This window comes from Burkholderia sp. AcTa6-5, assembly GCF_017815075.1.
Taxonomy (GTDB): domain Bacteria; phylum Pseudomonadota; class Gammaproteobacteria; order Burkholderiales; family Burkholderiaceae; genus Burkholderia; species Burkholderia sola.
In genome coordinates this window covers 246,234-269,832 of sequence record NZ_JAGIQE010000001.1, presented here as the reverse complement: position 1 = coordinate 269,832, position 23,599 = coordinate 246,234, and the positions used below count along the sequence as shown (strand labels likewise).

The 23,599-nt window shown below is 68.0% G+C and carries 30 protein-coding genes; 10 read left to right on the top strand and 20 right to left on the bottom strand.

Translation table 11 applies throughout. The annotated features are described in order from the left end of the window. The first annotated feature begins 5 nt into the window (after positions 1-5). The gene (locus J8I33_RS01135; protein WP_235356228.1) at positions 6-350 is read left to right on the top strand and encodes a DUF6331 family protein; all 345 of its coding nucleotides are present in this window, start codon (positions 6-8) and stop codon (positions 348-350) included. 70 nt (positions 351-420) lie between these two features. On the opposite strand, the gene J8I33_RS01130 is transcribed toward J8I33_RS01135, so the two are convergent. After that, the gene (locus J8I33_RS01130) at positions 421-1,053 is read right to left on the bottom strand and encodes a LysE family transporter (protein ID WP_050014098.1); all 633 of its coding nucleotides are present in this window, start codon (positions 1,051-1,053) and stop codon (positions 421-423) included. Between the two features lie 117 nt (positions 1,054-1,170). On the opposite strand from J8I33_RS01130, the gene J8I33_RS01125 reads away from it, so the two are divergent. Further along, positions 1,171-1,632, top strand: a complete 462-nt coding sequence (locus tag J8I33_RS01125) for an Lrp/AsnC family transcriptional regulator (RefSeq protein WP_050014099.1) — start codon at positions 1,171-1,173, stop codon at positions 1,630-1,632. A 111-nt stretch (positions 1,633-1,743) separates the two neighbouring features. Here the strand turns inward: J8I33_RS01125 and J8I33_RS01120 are convergent, their stop codons facing one another. From J8I33_RS01120 to J8I33_RS01100, 5 genes are all read right to left on the bottom strand, one after another. Further along, on the bottom strand, positions 1,744-2,835 hold the full coding sequence (locus J8I33_RS01120; protein WP_209932657.1) for a collagen-like triple helix repeat-containing protein: 1,092 nt from the start codon (positions 2,833-2,835) through the stop codon (positions 1,744-1,746). A 264-nt stretch (positions 2,836-3,099) separates the two neighbouring features. Further along, entirely contained in the window at positions 3,100-3,447 is a 348-nt protein-coding gene (locus J8I33_RS01115) for a copper-binding protein (RefSeq protein ID WP_124651106.1), read from the bottom strand. Between the two features lie 53 nt (positions 3,448-3,500). After that, positions 3,501-4,292: a DUF2182 domain-containing protein gene (locus tag J8I33_RS01110; protein WP_050014101.1), complete on the bottom strand. Its 792-nt coding sequence runs from the start codon at positions 4,290-4,292 to the stop codon at positions 3,501-3,503. Continuing rightward, positions 4,289-4,933 (bottom strand): DUF1326 domain-containing protein, encoded by a 645-nt coding sequence (locus J8I33_RS01105; protein WP_124639839.1) that lies wholly within the window; start codon positions 4,931-4,933, stop codon positions 4,289-4,291. The genes J8I33_RS01110 and J8I33_RS01105 overlap by 4 nt, the downstream gene beginning before the upstream one ends. A gap of 167 nt (positions 4,934-5,100) precedes the next feature. After that, entirely contained in the window at positions 5,101-5,400 is a 300-nt protein-coding gene (locus tag J8I33_RS01100; protein WP_050014103.1) for a hypothetical protein, read from the bottom strand. Positions 5,401-5,426: 26 nt separating this feature from the next. Between J8I33_RS01100 and J8I33_RS34710 the strand changes: the two genes are divergently transcribed. Next, positions 5,427-5,555 (top strand): hypothetical protein, encoded by a 129-nt coding sequence (locus J8I33_RS34710; RefSeq protein WP_256975775.1) that lies wholly within the window; start codon positions 5,427-5,429, stop codon positions 5,553-5,555. Positions 5,556-5,620: 65 nt separating this feature from the next. On the opposite strand, the gene J8I33_RS01095 is transcribed toward J8I33_RS34710, so the two are convergent. Beyond that, positions 5,621-5,869, bottom strand: a complete 249-nt coding sequence (locus J8I33_RS01095) for a hypothetical protein (protein ID WP_050014104.1) — start codon at positions 5,867-5,869, stop codon at positions 5,621-5,623. Then, positions 5,866-6,216 (bottom strand): hypothetical protein, encoded by a 351-nt coding sequence (locus tag J8I33_RS34365; RefSeq protein ID WP_245171262.1) that lies wholly within the window; start codon positions 6,214-6,216, stop codon positions 5,866-5,868. The genes J8I33_RS01095 and J8I33_RS34365 overlap by 4 nt, the downstream gene beginning before the upstream one ends. Positions 6,217-6,618: 402 nt before the next feature. Between J8I33_RS34365 and J8I33_RS01085 the strand changes: the two genes are divergently transcribed. Next, a complete protein-coding gene (locus J8I33_RS01085; RefSeq protein ID WP_209932652.1) occupies positions 6,619-7,989 on the top strand; it encodes an MFS transporter in 1,371 nt (456 codons plus the stop codon). A gap of 12 nt (positions 7,990-8,001) precedes the next feature. Then, positions 8,002-8,250: a hypothetical protein gene (locus tag J8I33_RS01080; protein ID WP_209932650.1), complete on the top strand. Its 249-nt coding sequence runs from the start codon at positions 8,002-8,004 to the stop codon at positions 8,248-8,250. Between the two features lie 245 nt (positions 8,251-8,495). Here J8I33_RS01080 and infA read toward each other — a convergent pair whose 3' ends face one another. The 4 genes from infA to J8I33_RS01060 form a co-directional block, all read right to left on the bottom strand. Then, positions 8,496-8,759 carry a translation initiation factor IF-1 gene (gene infA, locus J8I33_RS01075; RefSeq protein ID WP_006483034.1) on the bottom strand — a complete coding sequence of 88 codons (264 nt, stop codon included), beginning with the start codon at positions 8,757-8,759 and terminating at the stop codon, positions 8,496-8,498. Positions 8,760-9,223: 464 nt separating this feature from the next. Then, positions 9,224-9,427 (bottom strand): cold-shock protein, encoded by a 204-nt coding sequence (locus J8I33_RS01070; protein WP_006483056.1) that lies wholly within the window; start codon positions 9,425-9,427, stop codon positions 9,224-9,226. A 398-nt stretch (positions 9,428-9,825) separates the two neighbouring features. Beyond that, positions 9,826-10,242, bottom strand: a complete 417-nt coding sequence (locus J8I33_RS01065; protein ID WP_209932648.1) for a type II toxin-antitoxin system VapC family toxin — start codon at positions 10,240-10,242, stop codon at positions 9,826-9,828. Next, positions 10,229-10,465, bottom strand: coding sequence for a DNA-binding protein (locus J8I33_RS01060; RefSeq protein WP_069618041.1), 237 nt, complete (start codon positions 10,463-10,465; stop codon positions 10,229-10,231). The genes J8I33_RS01065 and J8I33_RS01060 overlap by 14 nt, the downstream gene beginning before the upstream one ends. A gap of 509 nt (positions 10,466-10,974) precedes the next feature. Here J8I33_RS01060 and J8I33_RS01055 point away from each other — a divergent pair. After that, the gene (locus tag J8I33_RS01055) at positions 10,975-12,252 is read left to right on the top strand and encodes an acyltransferase (RefSeq protein ID WP_244137957.1); all 1,278 of its coding nucleotides are present in this window, start codon (positions 10,975-10,977) and stop codon (positions 12,250-12,252) included. Positions 12,253-12,343: 91 nt separating this feature from the next. Then, the gene (locus J8I33_RS01050) at positions 12,344-13,732 is read left to right on the top strand and encodes a DHA2 family efflux MFS transporter permease subunit (RefSeq protein WP_050014114.1); all 1,389 of its coding nucleotides are present in this window, start codon (positions 12,344-12,346) and stop codon (positions 13,730-13,732) included. A 9-nt stretch (positions 13,733-13,741) separates the two neighbouring features. Here the strand turns inward: J8I33_RS01050 and J8I33_RS01045 are convergent, their stop codons facing one another. Continuing rightward, complete coding sequence (locus J8I33_RS01045; RefSeq protein ID WP_089489398.1) at positions 13,742-14,122, bottom strand: DUF4377 domain-containing protein; 381 nt, start codon at positions 14,120-14,122, stop codon at positions 13,742-13,744. A gap of 296 nt (positions 14,123-14,418) precedes the next feature. On the opposite strand from J8I33_RS01045, the gene J8I33_RS01040 reads away from it, so the two are divergent. Beyond that, positions 14,419-15,615, top strand: a complete 1,197-nt coding sequence (locus J8I33_RS01040) for a tyrosine-type recombinase/integrase (protein WP_209932646.1) — start codon at positions 14,419-14,421, stop codon at positions 15,613-15,615. Between the two features lie 147 nt (positions 15,616-15,762). On the opposite strand, the gene J8I33_RS01035 is transcribed toward J8I33_RS01040, so the two are convergent. The 7 genes from J8I33_RS01035 to J8I33_RS01005 all read right to left on the bottom strand — a co-directional run bounded on the left by J8I33_RS01035 (position 15,763) and on the right by J8I33_RS01005 (position 21,072). Continuing rightward, positions 15,763-15,981 carry a YXWGXW repeat-containing protein gene (locus J8I33_RS01035; protein WP_050012702.1) on the bottom strand — a complete coding sequence of 73 codons (219 nt, stop codon included), beginning with the start codon at positions 15,979-15,981 and terminating at the stop codon, positions 15,763-15,765. Between the two features lie 57 nt (positions 15,982-16,038). Beyond that, on the bottom strand, positions 16,039-17,202 hold the full coding sequence (locus J8I33_RS01030; RefSeq protein WP_176015738.1) for a DUF1501 domain-containing protein: 1,164 nt from the start codon (positions 17,200-17,202) through the stop codon (positions 16,039-16,041). Then, positions 17,199-18,593 carry a DUF1800 domain-containing protein gene (locus tag J8I33_RS01025; RefSeq protein ID WP_209932644.1) on the bottom strand — a complete coding sequence of 465 codons (1,395 nt, stop codon included), beginning with the start codon at positions 18,591-18,593 and terminating at the stop codon, positions 17,199-17,201. Before J8I33_RS01025 ends, J8I33_RS01030 begins: the two co-directional genes overlap by 4 nt. Positions 18,594-18,824: 231 nt before the next feature. Further along, positions 18,825-19,328: a periplasmic heavy metal sensor gene (locus tag J8I33_RS01020; RefSeq protein WP_050012705.1), complete on the bottom strand. Its 504-nt coding sequence runs from the start codon at positions 19,326-19,328 to the stop codon at positions 18,825-18,827. Continuing rightward, a complete protein-coding gene (locus J8I33_RS01015; RefSeq protein ID WP_050012706.1) occupies positions 19,325-19,744 on the bottom strand; it encodes a hypothetical protein in 420 nt (139 codons plus the stop codon). Before J8I33_RS01015 ends, J8I33_RS01020 begins: the two co-directional genes overlap by 4 nt. Further along, positions 19,741-20,535, bottom strand: coding sequence for an RNA polymerase sigma factor (locus J8I33_RS01010; RefSeq protein ID WP_080334195.1), 795 nt, complete (start codon positions 20,533-20,535; stop codon positions 19,741-19,743). The genes J8I33_RS01015 and J8I33_RS01010 overlap by 4 nt, the downstream gene beginning before the upstream one ends. Before the next feature lie 237 nt (positions 20,536-20,772). After that, on the bottom strand, positions 20,773-21,072 hold the full coding sequence (locus J8I33_RS01005) for a YXWGXW repeat-containing protein (RefSeq protein WP_050012707.1): 300 nt from the start codon (positions 21,070-21,072) through the stop codon (positions 20,773-20,775). A gap of 293 nt (positions 21,073-21,365) precedes the next feature. Here J8I33_RS01005 and J8I33_RS01000 point away from each other — a divergent pair, with 293 nt between their 5' ends. Then, complete coding sequence (locus tag J8I33_RS01000) at positions 21,366-23,051, top strand: fibronectin type III domain-containing protein (RefSeq protein ID WP_209932643.1); 1,686 nt, start codon at positions 21,366-21,368, stop codon at positions 23,049-23,051. A gap of 106 nt (positions 23,052-23,157) precedes the next feature. Next, the gene (locus J8I33_RS00995) at positions 23,158-23,445 is read left to right on the top strand and encodes a hypothetical protein (RefSeq protein WP_209932640.1); all 288 of its coding nucleotides are present in this window, start codon (positions 23,158-23,160) and stop codon (positions 23,443-23,445) included. The last annotated feature ends 154 nt before the right edge of the window (positions 23,446-23,599 follow it).

The following is a 23,599-nucleotide window of genomic DNA, read 5'->3' as shown; positions in this document are numbered from 1 at the left end:
CGAAGATGAACGGCAACGCACACAAGAACGACATCGGCATCGGCCCGGATCGCTGGATCGCCTGCGGCGATCTTGCCGGCGGCCACGCGCAGGCGATCGACGTCGATCCGCATCTGGCGGCCGTCATGCCGTTGATCGACGCGCTGGAGATCCACTGTGTCGCCGGATGCTGCGGCATCGATGCGCTCGGCCTCTGGCCGGACGACATCGCCGTTGCGCTCGACACATGGGAACCCGACGCGTTGACACGGCTCGTCGACGATCTGCTGTCGGTTCGGCACGCGATCGAGGCGCTGCCGTCCGATATCGTCGTCAGCATGCGATCAACCAGTACTTCCGGAAAACGGTGATGCTCGAGCTGCTCGCCCATATCCGGACGACGGTCGACGCGATCCGCTCGACCCGCGCTGCCCCGCGCGCCTAGATCAAGCCACGTACGCCCGCGACCAGCTGGATCGCGCCGAATACCGCGACGACCGCTGCCGACATGCGCGACAGCCCGTGCATGAACGCGAACGACAGCTTCGCGCGCAGCGCGGCGGTCGCGCTGCTCAGGCACAGCCACCACGTGGCCGAGCCGACGAACACCCCGGCCACCATCCACGCGACGGTCGCCCACATCGCGCCTTCCCGCGCCCCCGGCAACGGGCCGAGCGCCGCGAAGATCCCGACGAACGACACGATCGTCATCGGGTTCGACAGCGTGAGTCCGAACGTCGTCAGGAAATCGCGCAGAACGGTCGTACGCGGCAACTCGCGCTGCCCCACCGGTGCGGCCGGCGGCTGGCGCGCGATGGTCCATGCGAGCCACACGAGAAACGCGCCGCCGCCGATCTTCAGGCCGACGGTCAGCATCGGGAACGCGGTGACGATGCCCGCGACGCCCAGCGCGCCGAGCAGCCCGTAAATCGCATCGGCGCACGCGGCGCCGATGCCGGTCGCGAATCCGGCCCGGAAGCCGCGGCTCAGGCTGCGCTGAATGCACAGCATGCCGATCGGGCCGACCGGCACCGCGATCGACAGCCCCATCACGACGGATTTGATGAACAACATCGCCTGCTCCTTTCCCACATCCAGTGGCTCGAACAGGCATCGTAGGGAAAATCCGCGCCCCGCTGAATGCGGTTTTTGAGGAAAAATGGCGGCTCTACCTTAAAAACTCCCGCCGCGATGGACGATCTGGACTGGAAGATACTGGCGCTGTTGCAGGACAACGGACGCCTCAGCTATACGGAGCTCGCGCGCCAGGTCCACCTGTCGGTGCCGGCCGTGACGGAACGCGTGAAGCGGCTCGAAGCAGCCGGCGTGGTCGAAGGCTACACCGCGCGGATCAATCCGTCCGCGGCCGGCTATCCGGTGAGCGCGCTGATCGGCATCACGGTGCAGCAACCGGCGAAAGCGAAGTTCCTCAAGCTGCTGGAGACGATTCCCGAAGTCGTCGAATGCCATCACGTGACGGGCGCGGATTCGTACGTGATGCGGTTGGTCGCCGTCAGCATGGCCCATCTCGAACAGCTGATCGAACGCATCAACCTGTACGGCGAAACGCGCACGTCGATCGTGATGTCGACGCCGCTGCCGGCGCGCGGGCTCGCGCGGCCGGCGTCGAAGCCCGGCGACACGCGCAGGTAGCGGGCCACGGTTTCGGGATTGTCCGATGGTCCCGGGCGGGACCCGTGAGCGCCGATGGCGGTCCTTCCCTGGTCATTCGGCCGGGTTCCCGTATGACGCGGCACGGGCCGGCTATTTTCCGGCCACGCCGCCGAGCAGGCCGCCCACCGGCGACGTCACTGGCGCGAGCGGATTGGAGAGACCGCCCAGCGACGAGCCGCCGCCGCTCGTACTGGTCGCGGAGCCGTTGTGCACGGTCGCCGGGATGCCGCCGACCACGCTCGTCACCAGACCGGCAATCGGCGCCGCGCCATTCGCGCCGCTCGGGTTCACGAGGCCGCCCGCATTGGTCACCGTGTTGCCGACCGCCCGGACGAGACTGCCGGCAGCGCCGACGATCGGCTGAGGCGACGTGGACGTCACCTGCCATCCGGCCGACGTGATCGCCCCGCCGACCTGTCCGAGCAGGCCCGCGACCGGCTGCCCGAGGCCGGTTGCGGTGCCGACCTGCTGCGTGAGTTGGCCCGCCGTCGTCACGACCGGCGTGATCGCGGTGCTGATCGCTTGCGTCGCCTGCTGGACCGGGCCCGACGACAGCGCCGAGCCGAGCATGGCGCCGCCCGACTTCAGGCCGCCGGCCACCGTGTCGAGCAGGCCGCCGACGGGCGTCGCGAACGGCGCGAGCGGCGACAGCGGGCCGGCGCCGAGCGCCTTCACCGTTTCGCTGAGGCCGTTGACCGGGTTGCCGGTCGAGCCGACGAGGGTGCCGAGGCCCGCGACCGTCCCGCCGACAGGGTTCGGCGTGAAGCCGATCTGGCCGATACCGTTGCTCACGGCATTCGTCGTATCGCGGATGATCGTGCCGACGCCGGTGACCGTGTCGGCCGGCCCGGCCGTCGCGGCCTTGCCGACCCCGGGCAACGTCACGTCGCCGAGCGTCGCCCCTGCGGCCAGCACGACTGCGCCGGCGGAACTGATGATGCCGTTCGTGCCGGGTGTGCCGCTGGTTCCGCTCGTTCCGCCGATGCCGCTAGTCCCGCTAGTCCCGCTAGTTCCGCTAGTTCCGCTAGTTCCGCTAGTTCCGCTAGTTCCGCTCGTACTCGTCCCGATGGTGTTACCTGCCGGCGTCGGTGCCGTAACGTCCCCACCGCCGCACGCCGCGAGTGCACACGCAGCGGCAGCGGCGGCGAGTGCAGCATTCGCCTTGATGAAGTGATCTTGCATGGAAGCCCCCGTTCGCTATTCAGCGCGATCACTCCACCAAGCATCTACCGTGCCATTTCCATCGGCCTCCTTCACAGTTTCACAGTCGCCTTGCAATGGACGTCCACGCCGCGCGGCGGGGAAGCGCGCATCGGATGCGGATCGTGCTGCCCGGCTCAGCCCGGGCAGGCATTCCGATAACACTGACGTAACACCGGCCCTGCGTTACGTAGCACAAGAAGGGAAAAACCGACGGCGCCCACCCGTGCGCACGCCGGATCGTCGTCACGGTCGCTTCACCAGCTTCACGATCGTCAGTGTGCCGTTGACGTTTTCCACCCGAACCCGAACCTTGTCGCCTACATGCAGCGACGGGATCATCGCCGCGTCGCCGGCCCTGAATGCCATCGTCATCGGCGGCATCCCGATGTTGTCGAGCGCGCCATGCTTCAGCGTCACGCGCCTGCGCCCGGCGTCGATTTCCTTGACTTCGGCATCGGTCATTTTCGAATCCTGCGCCGACATGCTCGCATCGCCTGAATTCATGCCCGACATGTCGCCGCCCGCGAGCGCCGGCATTGCAATGACCGCCATCGCAAACGACATGGCGACAGTGTGAAAGCGGATCTTCATCGAGCGTCTCCCGTCGCACCCGGCGTGTTTCTGCCGCCAGCCGGTGCCGCGCATCACACGATCAACGTCACACCGGCCCACGCAATCAGCACGACACCCAGCACGCGGCCGATACGATCGCCGCCGGGCACGACCTTTTCCACGAACACGAACAGCGACAACGCGACGATCCACACGACATTCATTACGCCGCCGACGAACAGCAGCGCCATCAGCAACCAGCAGCAGCCCACGCAAACCACACCGTGCCGCGCGCCCAGCAGGAAACTGCCGGCAACGCCCGGACGCCAGTGCGCAACCAGGAACGCCGCCGGCGCACGGCATTGCCGCAGACACGCGCGTTTCAGCGGCGAGAATTGATAGAGCCCGGCCAGCGCCAGCACGATGGCGGAAAGGAGTGCGCTCTTCGACCACAGCATCATCGCGGAGATCAGCCCGGCCGGCTGCAGCAGCGCCTGAAGCAACGCCGCGCCGATCGAGAACGCGAGCCATGTCGTCAGATAGCCGGCCAGCAGCGCCACCGACGTGAACGCCGATCCCGCCGCTCCGTTGCCGTGCTGCCGCAGCACGCGCCGGTACAGCATCACGAGCGGCGCGGCGCCAGGCGTCATCATCGCGATCATCATCACCCACCACATCGCGATCACGGTCGGCAGAGACGGATCCATGCTGCCCATGCCATCCGCCAGCCGATGCGGAAACAGCGCGACGGTCGTCATCTCCCGTGCCGACATGCCGGTTCCCGCGCCGGTCCACAGGTAAAACCAGCACAGGCCGACGAGCGCGGCCATGCCGAGCAGCGTGACGGCGCGCTCGCGCGCGAGCCATGTATCGACCGGCGTCATGCCGCGACGCGATGCCGGATCAGCCCGTGGTTGTTCAGATGCAGCCGAGCGAATTGCGCATAGGTTCCGTCGAGATTCAGCTCGATGTTGCCCTGCGAGCGCCCCGTTCCCGAACCGATCTCGGCCAGCTCGTATTCGAAACCGTGCGGCAGGTCAATCCGCACACGGTGCTCGTCTCCCGTCACCGGATTGCGGATCGGTTCGCCGGCGGCATCGAACACACCGTCCACGTGAATCCGGCCGCGCCGCGCGTCGACATCGACGTCGAAATCAATCGTCGTGAAGATCGGATCGAACGCGTGCTCGAGCGTCGACGCATACACCGAGAACATCGTCGCGAATGGATCGGTATCCTGACCGGTCATGATTTTCAGCACGGCGTCGCGCTGCGCCGGACTCGCGCGCTCGTCGACGATCGGCTGGCACTTGCCTTTCCCTTCGTGAACCGCACCCGGCCATTGAAACACCACCGCGATCCTGACGCCGTCGAGCACCACGTCGCCGTAGTGGCCGCGGTCGATCGAAATCGCGCCCATCGCTTCGCAGTTGCCGTTGGTCGGCAACGCATTGAACTGGCAAGGGCAACCGTATGAGCAATTGCAACTGATCATTTCGGTGCCCTGAATCTCCCACGGCGTCATGGCTTCACCTCGCGCTCGGAAACGGACGAACGCTTCGAATCTAGTGCACGCGACCGGGGAAAGCAAAGCGATAACGACAGCATGAAAACCGCGGGTTTCGGCCTCACGTAAGACGTTTCGGGATGGGTTCGCGCGGTTGTGCCGGCAACCGTCCGGTCACCCCGTTCTCACACGAACAGCGACACGACGATTGCACACCACACCGCGCTCGCGCCGCACAGAAACACGCGTCGCGCGACGAACATTCGCGACTCGTCGTCGGGCGTTTTCATCGGCGACGTCGCGAGAAACGGCACGCTGGCGAGGCACGCGAACCCGGCCAGCGCGGGAACGATCACGACGTAGTCGCCGAACCGCCAGGGCAATGCTTCGTGCCATCCCCAGTAGCCGAGAAACAGCATGCCGATCGAGAACATCGTCGCCGCGGCCGAGCTGAGCGCGACCACCGATCCTGCTGGAAATTGCACGGGAACCTCCCCTCGCGCAGCGCGCGATGCAACGCCTGTCGCCGGAGATCAGCATGATCTCGTCCGCCGGCAGCGGAATCAGCGTTCGTTTGGGGCGCGAATGCATCGAGCGCACCGTCTCCACTCGTCAGCGAATGCGCGTTGTCACGGATTGACGGATTCGATCCGGGTCGAGCGGTATTTCGTGCCCGTTCAATCGGGCAGCACCTGCATGACGTGGCTAACCCGGTTTCTTCGTGCCCTGCGCAACGGAAATCCACCCGACCACCGCCGCGGCGACCCAGCAACAAGTGATCATCAGGTCCAGATCCATCCAGCCCTGGAAATTCGTGCTGTTTTCGAAGCTGCAGCGCTGATGGCCCCTGACCCACATGCAGCCGCTGATCAACTGCTGGACGTGCATGTAGATGCTGTACACGGCAACCGCCGACGCGATGACGGCGACCCGCAGGCTTAGGCTCTTTTTCATTGACGCTGAAGGCGTGGGATGGTCGTGGGATGGTCTCCCGACGATCTTAAGCCAATGGCGATGCGTGACGCAATCGATCCGGTGTCGACCGCTGGTGTACGCGGCATCGCGCATGCAGCGGTCGCGCCGCACGGCGGAATCGTCGCAACGGTGTCGTCGCGCTCGATCGATCCGGTCGCGCTCAAGAACGTCGAGGAATTCGCTGAAGAACCGGCCGTGTGCTCGACGGCAAGTGCGCATCGGTATTCGTGGAAGTCGATGGGCTCCGCGACGCCCTGCCGCAGTACGCGGACAACAATGCCACTGGAACTGTTCGACGTGGCATGCAATCGGGTGAGGATCGACACAGACGTTGACGTGCTCGCGATTCCGAACGCCGCCGGCGATCTCGTCGGGCCGATCATTGGACGCGCCGACCCGCCTCGACCGCGATGCGCTACCGCTAGGCCATGCGGGCGCCCGCTCGTCGTTCCTGCTGTTCGTGACGCGCGCGGAACCGAAGTGCGGGATGCCGGCATGCGACATTCCCGTCGAACAGGACCCGTCAGCGGCTCGCCGGCAGCCTGTAGGACATGAACGCCGACGTGCTGCTCAAGCTGCCGCGGGCGCGGGACGTGCCGGCCCGCGCATGCATGCGGGCATGACGCTTGCGTCGCCCGCTGCCCTTGCCTGATGCACACGCCTGCTGACATCACGCTGGCAGCAGGCCACGCTTAAGGTCGCACGATCGCCTGCCGAGGAACGTCGCCATGGCCCATACCGGAGAACGCGCCGACCATGCCCTCGAACGCCGCGGCGTGACCCTGCTCACGTTGTGCCTCGCCGTACTCGTCGCCCAGGTCGACACGGCCGTCGTCAATCTCGCCACACGCGCGATCAGCGCCTATTTCCATGCCGGTGTCGGCGCATTGCAATGGGTCGTCGACAGCTACAACCTCACGTACGCGGTGCTGTTGCTGACCGGCGGACTGCTCGCCGACCTGTACGGCCGCCGCCGCGTCTTCCTGGCGGGCACGGCCGTCTTCACCATCGCGTCGCTGCTGTGCGCACTCGCGCCGTCGGTGTCGGTGCTGATCGCCGCACGCGCGCTGGCCGGCGTCGGCGCGGCGTTGTTGCTGCCGGCGTCGCTCGCGATCGTGCGGGTCGTGTGGCGCGACCCGGTGGAACGCGGCCGCGCGCTCGGCATCTGGGCCGCGTGCAACGGCGTGGCGATGGCGATCGGGCCGACGCTCGGCGGCGTGCTGATCCGGCATTTCGGCTGGCGCAGCATCTTTTTCGTCGTCGTGCCGCTGAGCATCGCCGCGATGCTGCTCGCGATCCCGGCCGTGCCCGAGTCGTCCGATCCGCACGGCCGGCATTTCGACGGCGCGGCGCAAGTCACGGGCGCACTCGCGCTCGGCGCGCTCGCGTATGCGGCGATCGTGTTCCGCGAGGCGCCGGTCGCATGTGCGGTCGCCGGTTGCATCGCGGTTGCGTCGTTCGTTGCGTTCGTCGCGATCGAGCGCCGCCACGGCGAATCCGCGCTGGTGCCGCTCGACATTTTCCGGATCAGCGCGTTTCGCAGCGCGATCGCGGCGACCACCGGCATGACGTTCGGGATGTATGGCGTGCTGTTCCTGCTGCCGCTGACGTGGCAGAGCACCGGCCGCCTCGATTCGACCGGCGCGGGCCTCGCATTGCTGCCGATGGCGCTCCTGTTCGTCGCCGTGTCGCCGTGCTCCGGGCGGTTGTCGGAGCGCGTCGGCACGCGGGCGGCGACGGCCGGCGGCGTCGTGGTGATCGCGAGCGGACTCGCCGCGATCGGCGCATCGGCCGGTTCGTCGAGTCTGCTCGGCGCGGAGATCGGGCTCGCATTGACGGGGCTCGGGATGGGGGTCGCGACGGGTCCTTTGATGACCGTCGCGGTGGGCGCGGTCGACGCCGCGCGCTCGGGCACCGCGAGCGCACTCGTCAACGTCGCACGCATGACCGGCGCGACGCTCGGGATCGCGGTGCTCGGCACGGCGTTCGCAGCCGCGCACGGCGGCGCGGCCAGCCTGCGCGTGGCGATGTTCGCCGGCGCGGTGGTTCAACTGACGGGCGCAATGGTATCGGCAGTCAGCGTGCAGCGGGCCGCATGACGCGTCAGCTGCATGCTCGCCCTTCGCTCGACGATGCTTCCCGCCACACTTGCGCGTCCGGTGCTCGGCGCGTCTCTGCAGCAGCGCCGGCATCAGTTCCTCGATGTACTGCCACGCCAGCCCGCGCGTAAAGCCGCGGGCGAACGGCGTCGCAGCGTGCACGGTCGGTCGTCGGCCCGTGCGGTTTCAGCGATGCAGGCGACGTTTGTCGCATGCGATCCGAACGCGCGGCTCGTGACGATACCGAATGGCGGGCATTAACCGATGCCGGAATGTTCGCTGTATTTCGCGATGGCGATCGAGGATTTCCTGCGGGACGCGGCCGCCTGAGCGAGGAACACGCGCGGCGCCGGCAAAGGCGGGAGAGGTAGAAGTAGCCGCCGCGGCGCGATGGCGCCGCTGGCGACCGACGAACGGCGCACCGTGCGCCGTTCATCCGGTTCGTCCGGCCACGGGGCCGGACAGTTGGCGATCGGTGCGCGTTGCTGCGCACCGGTCCTGGCCGCTTAGCGGCGCGGCTGCCCGCTTCGCGGCGGACGCGGGGAATTCGCGTCCTTGTGCCGGAAGTTGATGCGGCCCTTGGTGAGATCGTACACCGACAGTTCCAGCGTCACGCGATCGCCCGCGAGAATGCGGATGTGGTTCTTGCGCATGCGGCCCGACGCGTACGCGCCGACCACGACGCCGTTTTCCAGCGTGACACGGTATTTGCTGTCCGGCAGCACTTCGTCGACGATTCCGTCCAGTTCCAGCAGTTCTTCTTTTGCCAAACCAATTCCTCCAGACAAGGTGATTGACCGCGGCCGCGGCAACTGCCCGGCGCCGCTCCCGCAAACGGGACGGCGGCCGGCAGGCAGCCGGGATCGGTTCGTTCAGACGGGCCTCGGGCCTGTCTTGCGATCGGAGCCCGGCGCGTTGCGACGTTCGGGCGGTCGGTGGCTGCGGCGCCAGCAGCGCCGCGCAAGTCGGGACCGCGCCAGCTACGGCATGGCGGCGGTCTGCTCGGGTTGATGCGTTGAAGCGGTGATGCGCTCGCGAAACGACGTGCGCTTCGCGAGGGCGTTGCGTCGCATGCGGTTCACGCATGCGATGAGGGAGGCGTCACGACCGATGCATCGTGAATGTCGCGATGCATCGGTCGTGCGCATCGGAACGCACAGGCCGCCGTCATGCGGCGCCCGCGCGATACTCCATCCGGCATCGGCCGCCGCTTGGCGACCGCTGCCGATGCGGCTTACTGCGGCGTGATGTTCGACGCTTGCAGACCCTTCGGGCCGCGCTTCACTTCGAAGCTGACCTTCTGGCCTTCGGCCAGGGTCTTGAAGCCCGTGCCGCGAATTTCGGAGAAATGGGCGAACAGATCGTCGCCGCCGTTGTCCGGGGAAATGAAACCAAAGCCCTTGGTTTCGTTGAACCACTTGACGGTACCGGTATCCACAAATACTTCCTTAATACAAATAATTGAACATGCGCCCGCGACGGGCACAGAAAGAATCAAAGAGGGAGAGACCAACGACTGCCGCACGGTGTACGGCCAATGATGAGCAATCGGACTTCTTGATGACTTCGGTCTCGGACACTACGCGGTACCGGACGTTTCGTCAAGTTATTTTGATGCGGCGCACAAGCAAGAGCGCTTCGGACGCGTTCCATGACGGAGGTTTTGAGTCGACACAACCCGTTTGAATGCATCCCTCATTCTTTGCTGACCGCCCGCTTTTACTGCGGCTCCGATTCGTATCACCACCACGAAGCCCAGCATGTCGGTCTACAGCGCCATGGTGCCCGGCGCGAACAGCGAATGCGTCGCACGCGGCATCGAGCCCGCCCCCGGCGCTAGTCGAACGGATTCAACAACCGAACGCCGGTGCGAGCGAAATCGTCGACGTTGCGCGTGACGACCGTCAGATCATTGATCAGTGCGGTGGCCGCGATCAGCTTGTCGAGTTCGTGCGTCGGATCGGGCACGCGCAAATGCCCCCACATCTGGCTGATCTCGATATCGACCGGTAGGATGTTCGGCGCATAGCCGGACACGATCATCGCCATCCAGGCCTCGAGCGCCGACGCCTGCGGGTGATCGCCGCGATGACGGATCAGGTCGACGCCGCGCCGCAGCTCGGCCACCGTCACGACGGACAGGTAAAGCGGGCTCGCTTCGGCTTCGGCCTGCCTGAAGAACGCCCGCACGCCGCGGTTGGTTCGCTTGCCCTTCCTGATTTCGCTGATGACGTTCGTATCAATCAAAAACACGCCTGACCTCGCCTGAATCCTGAACACGTTGGAAATCCGCGTCTTCGCCCACCTCCGGCATGCTCATCAGCACTTGCGCGAATGTGCGCCGCTTCGGTCGGCCGAGCGCTTCGGCCAGAATGGCTCGATGTTCGGCCTCGGCGCTCCTGCCATTAGCCGCGGCCTGCTCGCGCAGGCTTTGAACGATAGTGTCATCCACGTTACGCACCAGAAGATTTGCCATGAGTACCTCCATCCAGATTTGCTAGCAATGATAGCGCCATGAAGGTAAATTGCAAGCATTGCTATCACCTTCAGGACCGGACGGATCCCGGGTCGGCGTAGACCAGCGGCAGCGGACGGCAGGAATCCGCCCTTCTTCCGCCGCTGGCCCGACGCATCGAACTGCTGTCGCTCAAGGTAAGCCCGCGCCGGACGACGGGGAAGCCGGCCGAATGGCCAGTCGCGTGCCATTGACGACGACGAATGTCCGACCGGCGAGGAACAGGATTTGCGAGGCGAGCCCCGCAGGCGACCAGCACGACGAGTACGCGCCCGCATCGATTCGCCCTGAAACATCGTGTTGCACAACGGGCCGCCACATCGCCCGCGACGCTCGCAATCGTTTGATACCATCGGATCACAAGACCGGCGATCGAAAGCCGTGCGAAGCGCGCAGAAGACCTTGCATCGACGCGGACCATCCGACCATCCGTGCCTGACATCCCGATCCAAGACACGAGACGCTCTTCAGTGGACTTTGTTACGCCCTCTCTGGAAACCCTGTTCTCCCCGACACCCGACAAACTCTACTTCCCGGCATGCGTTGCGGCCGTGGCGATCATCGCGTGGCTCGTCGCGCGACACGTGCCGTTCTACCGGTCGGCCGTCGACAAGTCGCTGTCGATGCGCTATCGCAATCTCGACGGTTTCCGCGGCCTGCTGGCCGTCTCCGTGGTCTTCCATCATTTCGCGTGCAACCAGGCGTTGCTGTCGACCGGCGTCTGGGGTGCCGGCACCGATTTCCTGCGCAATCTCGGCACGATTCCCGTCGCGATGTTCTTCATGGTCACCGGGCTATTGTTCTGGGAACGCGCATGCCGAGGCGCGCTCGACGTGCGGACCTTCTTCGTCGGACGCGTGCGACGCGTCGCGCCGCTCTATCTGTTTTACGCGGCCGTCATCGTCGTCTGCACGCTTTACTGGTTTCCCCGCAACGCCGTCGGCGCACCGACGCAGTTGCTGGCCGACCTGCTCAAGACCGTTTCGCTCGGCTGGTTCGGCGCGTTCCCGATCAACGGAGCGGAGCGGACGCCGTATCTGAGCGGCGTCTGGTGGACGCTCGCCTACGAATGGCGGTTCTACGTCGCCGTTCCGTTTCTCGCCTGGTTCGTCGCCACGCGTGCGTGGCGCAAGCTGCTCGCGCTCGCGATCGTCACGGCGTGCGCGGCGCTGTTCGGGCCGCCCGGCGGCATGGCGCTGCTGTTCGCGCTCGGCGCGGTGGCCTACGAGGTGTCGCGGCATCCCGCGATCCGCGCGCGGCTCGCGACGAAACCGGCGGCGACCGTCGCGGTGCTGATCCTCGCGATGTCGCCGTCCCCGGCCGAACGCTATTCGATCGAAGGCGCGCTGCCGCTGCTCCCGGTGTTTCTCTGCATCGCCAGCGGGAACACGTTCTACGGCCTGCTCGACACCCGGCCGCTCGCGCTGCTCGGCACCGCCAGTTTCAGTATCTACATGATCCACATGGTGATCGTGTACATGATCATTCATGCGTTCAACAAGTTCGTTTTCCCGATCAATTCGGCTGGCGATTCCGGCATCTGGGCGCTCGCGCTCGCATGCGCGCTGGTTGCCGTCCTGTGTTCGCTGCTGACTTACCGCTATGTCGAGCATCCGTTCATCGCCAAGCGCCACGACGCACGCGCGGCACGCCGCGCGACCGCGCAAACGCGCCTGCGCCACGTCGAGCAGCGTCCCGCCGACGACGAACATGCCCTCGATGCGGTCGGCGAGACCGCTTCCCGATGACCGGCGGAATCGGTACCATCGAGCGCTTGAGGCCCGGCGGCCGCCGCGCGACCCCGCGCCGGCGCCCGTCTTCCGTACCACCGATTTCACCATGTCCCGCGAACCCACACATTCCGCGCTGCTCTGGATCGTCGCCGCGGCGTTCTTCATGCAGTCGCTCGATACGACGATCGTCAACACCGCACTACCGTCGATCGCCCAAAGCCTGCATGCGTCGCCGCTCGCGATGCAGCCCGTCGTGGTCGTCTACACGCTGACGATGGCGATGCTCACGCCGGCCTCCGGCTGGCTCGCCGACCGGTTCGGCACGCGCCGCGTGTTCTCGGTCGCGATCCTCGTGTTCGTGGTCGCGTCGATCGGCTGCGCGGCGTCGCACACGCTCGGCCAGCTCGTCGTCGCGCGCGCCGTGCAGGGCATCGGCGGCTCGATGCTGCTGCCGATCGGGCGGCTCGCCGTGCTGCGCCGCGTGCCGGGCGAGCAGTACGTCGCGGCGATCGCGTTCGTGTCGATCGCCGGCCAACTCGGCCCGATCGTCGGGCCGACGCTCGGCGGCTGGCTCACGCAGGCGATTTCGTGGCACTGGGTGTTCATCGTCAACGTGCCGGTCGGCGTGATCGGCTTCATCGCGGTGCAACGCTACCTGCCGCACGACCAGGCGACGCAGCCGCCGCCGTTCGACTTCGTCGGCTGTGCGCTGCTGTCGGCCGCGATGATCGCGCTGTCGCTCGCGATCGACCCGCCGATGTCCGCGCACCGCACCGCGTGGGCGACCGGGCTCGCCGGGCTCGGGCTGGCGAGCGCGCTGGCGTACCTGCCCCACGCGCGGCGCCGCACTCAGCCGCTGTTCCGGCTGGGGCTGTTCCGCGAGCCGAACTTCGGCTCGGGGCTGCTCGGCAACCTGCTGTGCCGGATCGGCACGAGTTCGGTGCCGTTCCTGCTGCCGCTGCTGATGCAGGTGCAGCTCGGCTATACGCCGCTGCAATCCGGGCTGATGATGCTGCCGGCCGCGATCGCGGGCGTCGTCGCGAAACGCTGGATCGCGCCGCTCGTGAAGCGCTTCGGCTATGCGGCGTTTCTGGTCGTGAATACGGGGATCGTCGGCTTCGCGATCGCGGGGTTCGCGCTGGTGTCGGCGCGGCCCGCGCCTGTTCTGGAAGGCGTGCTGCTGATCGTGTTCGGCGCGGCGAATTCGATGCAGTTCGCCGCGATGAACGGCGTGACGCTCAAGGGGCTGTCGCATGCCGATGCCGGCAGCGGCAACAGCCTGTTCACGATGATGCAGATGCTCGCGATGGGGCTGGGCGTGTCGATCGGCGGCGGGCTCGTCAACCTGTTCGCTGCCTATCGGGGCTCGATGGCGCACGGGTTCATGCTGTCGTTCGCGTGCATGGGCGCGGTGACGCTGCTGTCGTCGGTCGTGTTCCGGCGGATCGATACGGCCGCGCCGCCGGCCGGTGCGGCGGCGCGCCCTTCCGCGTGATCGCGGCCGTCAGTTCACCTGGCTGCGCTCGACGACGCGCTTGAGCACCCAGCGGATCGACGAACCGTCGGCCGGCGGCCGCGCGACGCGGTATTCGTCGACTTCGAGCGTGTACAGGTAGCCGGGCTGGTACGCGAACCCTTCGATTCCCGCATACCACAGGCTCCACGGCTCGCTCGGGCTGCTGCGCACCTGCAGGCACTCCATCGGCGCGACGCCCGTGCAGCGCGCGGACTGCGGCGCGACATAGACCGTCTTCGTCACGGGCGTGCCGTCGGCCGGGCGCGCCGCGCTCGGCGCGATGGCAGCGGCGTCGGTCTGGCATCCGGCGACGAGCGTGCTGCCGGCAATGACGGCCGCGCCGAGCAGCGTTCGAATCTTGTGAATCATCTGGTATGCCTCTGCGAGCGTTGGAGGGCCAATTAGACGAACCGCCCGGTGAGAAGGTTCACAAACACCTTACTGAACGTGCTCGACTGCCGTCGTTTATCGGATGTCGCGTGCGAGCCGATACGTTACCGTGTTCCGGTTCCGCCGCGCGCTTCGTCACCGGCCGGGCGATCGCCGTCGACGGCGGCTTCACCGTATGGTGATCGTGTACCATCGGCGCTTCCCGATACGCTTTCGTGCGCTGCGGTCGTGCGCCCGGCCACGCCCGTGCGATTCGCGCAGCGCGTTTCCTTCGCATGACCGCATCCGCTTCGCCCGACACTGCACTCCGCCCGCTGCCGATCGATACGCTGACCGTGCCGGCCGCGCTCGACGGACGCTCAGGCACCAATCGGTCGGGCAGCGCGCATCCGCAGATCGCCGCGACCAACGACCTCGACGCCGTGCGTGCGTGGCTCGCGCGCTTCGTCGATACGCCGACCACGCTCCAGAACTACCGCAAGGAAGCCGAACGCCTGCTGCTGTGGGCCGTGATCGCATGCGGCAAGCCGCTGTCGTCGCTCACGCACGAGGATCTCGTCGTCTACCGGCAGTTCCTGCTCGCGCCCGCGCCGGCCGAGCTATGGTGCGCGAACGGCGGCCGCAAGCATCCGCGCGACGATCCGCGCTGGCGGCCGTTCTACGGGCCGCTGTCGGCAGCGAGCCAGCGGCAGGCGCTGGTGATCCTGAACGTGATGTTCTCGTGGCTCGTGCAGGCCGGCTATCTGGCCGGCAACCCGCTCGCGTTGTCGCGTCAGCGGCAGCGCCGGCCCGCGCCGCGCGTCACGCGCCATCTCGGGCAGCCGTTGTGGCAATCGGTGAAGGATGCGATCGCCGCGATGCCGCGCGACGATGCACGCGCATGCTTCCATGCGGATCGCGCGCGGTGGCTCTTCACGCTGCTGTATCTCGGCGGGCTGCGCATCACCGAAGCGGCCGATACGACGATGGGGCAATTTTTCTGCCGGCGCGACGCGAACGGGCACGCGCGCTGGTGGCTCGACGTGACGGGCAAAGGCGGCCGGCAGCGGCTCGTGCCGGCCACCGACGAGATGATGGCCGAGCTGTCGCGCTACCGGCATGCGCACGGCCTGCCCGCACTGCCGCTCGACGGCGAACCGACGCCGCTCGTGCTGCCGGTCGGCCAGACGCGCAAGCCGCTCACGCGTGCGGCGCTGCACCGGATCGTGAAGCAGGTGTTCCGGCACGCGGCCGACCGGCTACGTGCGAATGGCGAGGCCGGCGAGCAGGCGGCGCGCGTGCTCGAACAGGCATCCGCGCACTGGTTGCGTCACAGCGCGGGCTCGCACATGGCCGACGGCCGCGTCGACCTGCGGCTCGTGCGCGACAACCTCGGCCATGTATCGCTCACGACGACGAGCCAGTATCTTCACGCGGACGACGACTGGCGCCATCGCGAGACGGAGGAGAAGCACCGGATCGGGTGGGACTAGGGCGTGAACACGCCCTAGGCTGCGTTGCGCCGCTCAGCGTACGAGGTCGAGCCCGCCGAGACCGCCGTTGCTGCGGCACTTCGCACGATCGCTCGTGGCCGGCACGTCGATCTCGCCGCACAGCAGCACGTCGATGCGCTTGCCGTGTCAGTACACGGCCACCCAATGCCCCGGCACCCACGCCCAGTGATTGCCGGCCCACCGGTAATGCCCCTTCGCCCAGCGATAGCCGGGTGCGGGCGACGGCGGCGCCACCTCGACGACGGGCGCGGGCTGCGGCGGCCGCACGGGCTCGACTACGCAGGCGGACATCAGCATGGCACTCGCACTCACCAGCACGGCCAGCGAAACGGATTGGATCTTCAATGTCGATTCTCCGTGTTGTGTAATAGGTTGATCGGGCCGCGCGCGGCATGCGCCACGTTACGCGACCCCACGAATCAGGCCGCTCATCGGCCGTGTCGCGCCGCTTTCCGCAAATAACGCGGACGCGGTGCGGCGCGGATCGAGCCGCAGGCTGTCGGCGGCCGCGCCCGCGATCAGCGCGTCGAGCGACGCGGTCGGTTTCAGGTCACGCCCTTCGTACAGGTCGCCCGGCCGCAGCCCCGGCCAGTCCGCGATCACGCGCCCGCCGGCAACCGCGCCGCCCGCGAGCATCGCGACCGACGCCTGCCCGTGGTCGGTGCCGCCCGTGCCGTTCACCGCGGCCGTGCGGCCGAACTCGGTCGCGACCAGCACCGTGGTCTGCTGCCACGCAGGTCCAAGGCCGTCGCGCAGCGCGGCGAGCATCGTGTCGAGCGCCTTCAACTGATTCGCGAGCCGCGCGTTCTGCGCGCTATGGGTATCCCAGCCGCCCGTCTCGATCATCGCGATCCGCGGCCCGTCGTCGCGCGCGAGAAACGTCGCGGCGAGCTTGCCGACGCCGGCCGGGTCCTGCCGTGCATGCGCGTCGCCGGCGAGGCCGCGTGCTTCCATCGCGGATTGCCACAACGGGCCGAGCTGCGCGTCGGCTTCGTAGAGCGCCGACACGCGGGTGAGCAGATCGTCCGGCGCGGCCGGCAAACCGGACGGCGCATACGACGCGGCCTGCACCGTGCCGCGCAGCGCGAGCGGCACGGTGGGCGCGAATGCGATCGCGTTGTCGCGCGTCGCCGGCAGCAGCGCGGCGAGCCGGTTCAGCCAGCCGTCCTTCACCTGGTACGGCGCGCGGCCGCCCGTTTCGAGCACGTTCTGGCCGTCGAAATGCGAGCGGTCGCGATACGGCGACGCAATCGCATGGACGAACAGCGCCTGCCCGTCTCGGTACAACTGCGCGGTCCGCGCGAGCGACGGATGCAGCGCGAACGTGCCGTCGAGTCGCGTCGCGGCCGCCGCGTCGATCGCGAGCGGGCCGCGCAGCGACGCATACGCGGGCTCCGCATACGGGACGACGATGTTCAGGCCGTCGGCTGCGCCGCGCTGGATCACGAACACGAAGCGCCGGTCGGTCTCGACGTTCGCGAACACGATCCGCGGCGCGACGAGGATCGCGCCCGCGCCGGCGGCGGCCACGCGGAGGAATTGTCGGCGGGACAGTGTCATGGTCATCTCCGTTGGAAATCGGGCGACACGAGCAGCAGCGCGAGCGAGGTCGTCGCGCTTTCGGCGCGCGCGACCGCGGTCGCGGTCGGCGCGCTCATCGAACCGGCGAGCAGCGTGTTGCCCAGCGTGCGCGGATCGAGCCGGTCGCCCGTACGCGCGGCCAGACGCTGCGCGATCTCGACGCGGCGCACGAGCGCGTCGGGCGCCGCCCAGCTCGCGGCGACGTCGTCGTAGCCGGCCGGCGAGCCCGGGCGCCACACCGGCTGGCCGAGCTGCGCGAGCAGCGGCGCGGCCTTGAGATCAGCTGTGTCGCGCCAGCCGAGCCCGCGCAGCGACGATACGGCCCATTCCCACGGCGTCTTGAACTTGCGGTTGACCGGCGACCACGCGTCGGGCGCATTGACCAGCGCGCGATAGACGGTCGGCAGGTCGCCGCCGCTCGCGTCGAATGCGCGCGCGAGCCGGTCGGTCAGCGCGGGCGGCGGCGTGTCGGCGACGAAATGACGGGCGAGCTGGAACGCGATGTGCCGGCCCGTCGCCTCCGATCGCGCGAGGTCGTGCAGGACCGCGCGCCCCTGCGCTTCGCCCGGTTGATCGTAGGTGCGGCCCATCACCGTGCGTGAACCCGGTTCGTGCAGATTCGCGCGAAACACGAATGCGCCGGGCGCCGCATCGCCCGGTTGCGGCCCGCGGCCGCCGGCGATGCTCCAGCCGGTCAGCGCACGCGCGAATTCCGTCACGTCGGCTTGCGTGTAACCGGTGCGCACGCCGAGCGTATGCAGTTCCATGATCTCGCGGGCGAGGTTTTCGTTGAGCCCGCGCTTCGCCGACGGATTGCGTGCCTGCGCGCGCAGCGCGGCCGGGCTGTCGGGGCCGACCGAGCGCGCCTGGTCGAGGAACACCTGCATCGCGGGATGCTGCTCGACGGCGACGAGCATGTCCTCGAAACGGCCGAGCACGTGCGGGCGGATCGCGTCGCGCTCGAACGCGCCCGCGTACGCGGCCACCTGCCCCTTGTCGACCGATACCGCGAAATGGTTCGCCCAGAAATGCACGAGACGCTCGACAAAAGGCGCGGACGTAGTCAGCGCGCTGTTCATGCGCGCGGCGACGGCGCTGCGATACGCGTCGTAGCCGTCGCGGCGAATCGATTGCTCGGTTGCGCGCTTGGCGGCCGGGTCGTCGCTCGTCATCGCGTTGCGGGTGTTCGCGAAGCGCGTGGCGAGCATGATCGCGTCCGGCTCGCTCGCCCATGGGGCGGGCCCTGCGTCGTAGCGGTCGAACTGGGCGAGCAATGCGGCCTTCGGGTCGGCGGGCGGGGCTTCGTCGGCGCGCGCGCCGAGACCGAAGCGGTTCAGCGCGATCGCGGCCGGTGTGGCGTCGTTCGGGTGGTCCATGACGGGCTCTCTTGCGGTGCGTACTTACGTTCAACGCAAGCACACCAAGAAATCCGTCGCGGGAAGGGAAATATTTTTTGTGATCGGGGAAACGGCGGGCGAAAGTCTCGCAGCGCGGCGGCGTGCGTCGTCGATGGATAACGACCGCGCGATTCATCGGAAGCGGCACACGCATGACGCGCGAGCAACACGCAGATTGCATGCCGCCCGCGCGCGCGGTGTTTATTCGGCTTACTCGCTCGCCGATGCGTCCGGCTTCTTCTGCAGCCTCGGCGGCAGACGCCAGTTTCCGCTGTGCTGCAAGCCGTCGACGAACTTCACGCGCTCGTCGGGCGTCAGCGTCGCCGCGAAATCGACGACGCTGCGCTCGATCTGCGCCCGCATCGCGGTGTCGGCCGCGCGCGTGCGGTCGAGCGCCGCATCGATCGCCGCCCGATCGAGTTGCGGCGCCGCGAGCAGGTCGAGCACGGTGATCCGGCCGTCGCGCCCTTCCCGCGCGAAATCGCGGCCGCTCTTGCGCGCCGCCTTCAGCGCGGCGGCGAACTCGCGCTGCCGCGCATCGGGCAATTCATCCGCGGCGAAACGCAACGCGGTGCGCGATGCGGGCGTGCCGGCCGCGTGCAGGTCGCGATGGGTCGAGAACCACTGATACGCGCCGCCGCCGATCGCACCGAGCATGAACACGTTCAGCACGACCGAGCCGATGAGGGTGAATTTCCAGCCGCGTTCGGTCATTCGTCGGCTCCGTCGATGCTCGGGCCGCCGAACGTCGTCGTCAGGTAGCCCGGTTCGTGTTGCGCGATCGGCGCGCTGCCGAGCATCAGCATCGACACGGCCACCGCACCGGCCAGCGCGCCGGCCAGCCCGACGCCTGCGAACGCGGCGCCCGACCACCACACGCGGCCGCGGCGGCGCGCGCGTTGCGGCGGCGGCGCCGTCGCGACGATACGTTCGACCAGCGCCGGCGCGGGCGGCGCCACCGTATCCTGCATCAGCCACGCGTCGAGCTCGGCGGCCTCGTCGAGCGCGTTCAGTGCGTCGCGCGGATGCGCGTGCGCCCACGCTTCGGCCGCCGCGCGTTCGGCTTGCGGCCAACGCCGCGCGTCCGAGCCATACGCGGCGACGATGGTACGAAATCGTTCGGGTGTCATCGCTTGTCCTCGCTAGGTGGGTCGCCGGCCAGTTGCGCGCGCAGGTTGCGCCGCGCACGGGCGAGCAGGCTTTCCAGCGCATCGACGGTGATGCCCATCAGGTTGGCCGCTTCCCCATTCGACATTTCCTGATAGTACTGGAGCACCAGCGCTTCCCGCTGCCTCGGCGGCAACGCGGCCAGCGCCTGCCGCACGCGCGCGTCGCGCGAACGCAGTTCCGCATGCACGGCCGGCTCCGGCTGCGTGTCGGGCACGTCGGGCAGCGTGTCGCCGGGCTCCTCGCGCCGGCTGCGCAACCGGTCGTAGCACAGGTTCAGCACGACGCGATGCAGCCACGTGTCGAAGCGGGCTTCGCCTTCACGCCAGCGCGGCGCCTGGTTCCAGATTCGCAAGAACGTCTCCTGCGCGACGTCCTCGGCTTCGTTCCGGTCGCCGAGCATGCGCGTCGCCAATGCGAGCAGCCGCGGCAGCTTGCGTGCGACAAGCACGCGCACCGCCGATGCATCGCGTGCGCCGACGCGCGCGACGAGTTCCGCGTCCGGATCGCGGTCGCCGCGATCGTTCAACGCCGCCTGCTCCGTTGCGCGGCGCGCGGGCGCCGCATTGTCACGGCAGAAGGACCCGCCGCCCGGCTGAAGCTCATCGTCGTGCTCTCCTTGCATGCGTCGGGCCATCGCCGGACGGCGCCATGCCGACGGTTCCGATGGTTCGGGATCTCCGCGCGCGTCGCGCCAGGCGTCGCACACGGCATCGGCCGTGCCGGTTTCATCGACATCCGGTTCACGCCGCATGTCGATCCTGTCTGCCGGCCGCGCGACCGTCGGCCGGCGCGCTCAATATACGACGACCGGCGCGGGCCGGTAATACACCGGACGGGCCGGCACCACGACGCAGCCGGCCAGCACGAGGGCCGCGGCCGCCAGTATCACGATGGTTCGAAAAAGCATCGCTTCGACTCATGATGTTGCATGAAGAATCCGCCGCGCGCGCATCGCTTCGACGCGCGGCGGCGTGCACGTCAGGGCCCGTCAGGCCCAGTGGCCCGGCACCCAGCGCCAGGCCGGGCCGCGCGCCGCCCAATGCCCGGGCACCCAGTGGTAACCGACCCGCACGATCTGCCAGTGGCCCGGAATCCACACGTAACGGCCCTGCCGCCAGTGCCAGTGCCCTTGGTCCCAGACGTAGCCCGCCCGGGGCGCCGGCATCACTTCGACGCGCGGCGGCGGCGGCGCAAAAGGCGCGACGATGACGGCCTGCGCGAATACGGCGGACGTCGCGAACGCAGCCATGCAGCCGGCAGCCCATCGCAATGGAACAGAAAGTTTCATGAAAGACTCCGAAGTAATGGGATTGACCGGAAGCGGTCGTTCATGCGTTAAACGGAGCAGGCGGGAGAAATCCGTCGCGACATCGGCGAATAATTTTCGCGGAGGCCGCGCGGCGCGGGACCCTATGTATCGGCCAGCGCACACGCCGGGTTGCGAACTGTCACAACGCGGCAAAACTGCCCTTCGACAATGCATGCGACCGGGATCCCGCTCGTTTCCGGCCCACGCCCCGGCCGCGCTCGCGCATGGCCGTGCGGCTCCCCTCTCGCGTCCCATCAACGAACACACCGACCATGTCGAACCAGGACACCTCCCCTGATCAGCCGAACGAGCCGGCCGCTTCCGTGTCGCGTCGCGGCTTCCTGAAACTCGCGGGCGTCTCCGGCCTCGCAACCGCCGCCGGCGGGCTCGCGGTCGCCCGCGCTGCCGCGTCGAATCCGGACGGCACGCCCGAACAGGTTCACCTGACGTGGGGCAACGACCCGACGTCCGAAGTCGTGATCTCGTGGGCATCGCTCGCCGCGGCCGTCAATCCGCGCGCGCGCATCGTCGCCGACGGCGAGCCGCCGCGCACCGTGCACGGCGTCCAGCGCCTGTACACCGACGGCCTGAACGGCGAGACCGTGTTTGCGTATCACGCGCGCGTGCACGGGCTGAAGCCCGACACACGCTACCGCTACGAAATCACGGCCGACAACGACAGCAACGCCGCACAGCCGTTCTCCGCGAATTTTTCGACCGCGCCGCGCGGCCGGGCGCCGTTCCGTTTCACGAGCTACGGCGACCTCGCGACGCCGAACGGTGCGTGGGTCCTGTCGTCGCCGCAGAGCCGCTTCGCGGTGCAGGCCGTCGAGCAGTTCCAGCCGCTGTTTCACCTGCTGAACGGCGACCTCTGCTACGCGAACCTGAACCCGGCGCACCAGCCCGACGTGTGGCGCGATTTCGGCAACAACAACCAGACGTCGGCCGCGAATCGCCCGTGGATGCCGTGCCCCGGCAATCACGAGATCGAGTTCAACAACGGCCCGCAAGGGCTCGACTCGTACCTCGCGCGCTATACGCTGCCGGAAAACGGCACGCACTTTCCGGGCCGCTGGTACAGCTTCCGCGTGAGCTCCGTGCTGTTCGTGTCGCTCGACGCAGACGACGTCGTGTACCAGGATGCCGCCGCGTTCGTCGGCGGCCCCGCGCCGCTCGTGCCGGCCGCGAGCACCGGCCGACCGCCGATCGAGCCCGGCACGTCGTTCTACGTGCGCGGCTACAGCAACGGCGAGCAGACGCGCTGGCTCGAGCGCACGCTGCGCCATGCCGCGCATGACGACGACATCGACTGGATCGTCGTGCAGATGCACCAGGACGCGCTCAGTTCGTCGAAGACGGGCAACGGGTCCGACAAGGGCATTCGCGAAGCGTGGCTGCCACTGTTCGACCGTTACGGCGTCGATCTCGTGCTGTGCGGCCACGATCACGACTACGAGCGCAGCTACCCGGTGCGCGGCTGCAATCACCGCGCGGGCGTCGACGCGAAGACCGGCGAAGTGGTCGAGACGCTGCAGCCGCGCCCGGTCGGCTCGAACGATCCCGACCGCACGAAGTTCGACACGAGCCACGGCACGATCCACCTGATCCTCGGCGGCGGCGGCACCAGCGCGCCGCTCGACGTGTACGGCGAAAACCCGTCGACCGGCTTTGCGCAGGCGAAGGTATTCACGAAGCCGAACCGGCCGGTGCGGGGCACCGCGCCGAACACGTTCGTGCGCCAGCCGGCCGATGCGCTCGAGGATGCGATCTGGTCCGCGCGCCGCGATACGGGCACCGGCTACGGGATCGCGGTGTTCGATCACGATCCGGGCAAGCCGGGCGGCCACACGACGATCACGATGCGCTACTACCACGCGCCGGGCGCCGACCAGCACCCGACCGCGCAATACGAGCTGTTCGAGACGATCGAGCTGAGCAAGAAGCGGCGCGAGCGGTGATCGACGCATCGGGCGCCCGCTGCGGTGGGCGCCCGATGCGTTACAGTCGACGGACGGGAAGCACGGCGCGGGTTAGACTGCCCGCCTCGCACACCGGTCCACGCAGATGAGTTTCGAATACCGCATTCGCACGCCCCCTTCGGCCGACGCATTCGACGCCATCGCCAATGTGCTGCGACAAGCGCATGGCGACGTCGACATCGACGTCGATCCACACGAACGACGGCTTGAAATTCGCGATGCGGCCAACGGCTGGCCGCTCATCGATCTGTCGATCGAAGCAGCCGGTTTCCTCCTTGTCACGACGCTGGGCCCGACGCGGAACGCGATGCTCGATTCGATCGGACGTGCGCTGTCGGAAATCGGTGCACCGTGGCGTATCGACGACGCGTGATCGGCTCGCACGACCGAATCGACCGGACACGCCGGTCCGGCTGAATCGCCGCGACGGCTGCGCCCCCGTAAAATGCGCGCTTCCGGCGAAATCTCCGTTTTGTATCGCTGCTCGCGATGACGGCATGCGCGAGCCGACCCGAATCATCCGAAAT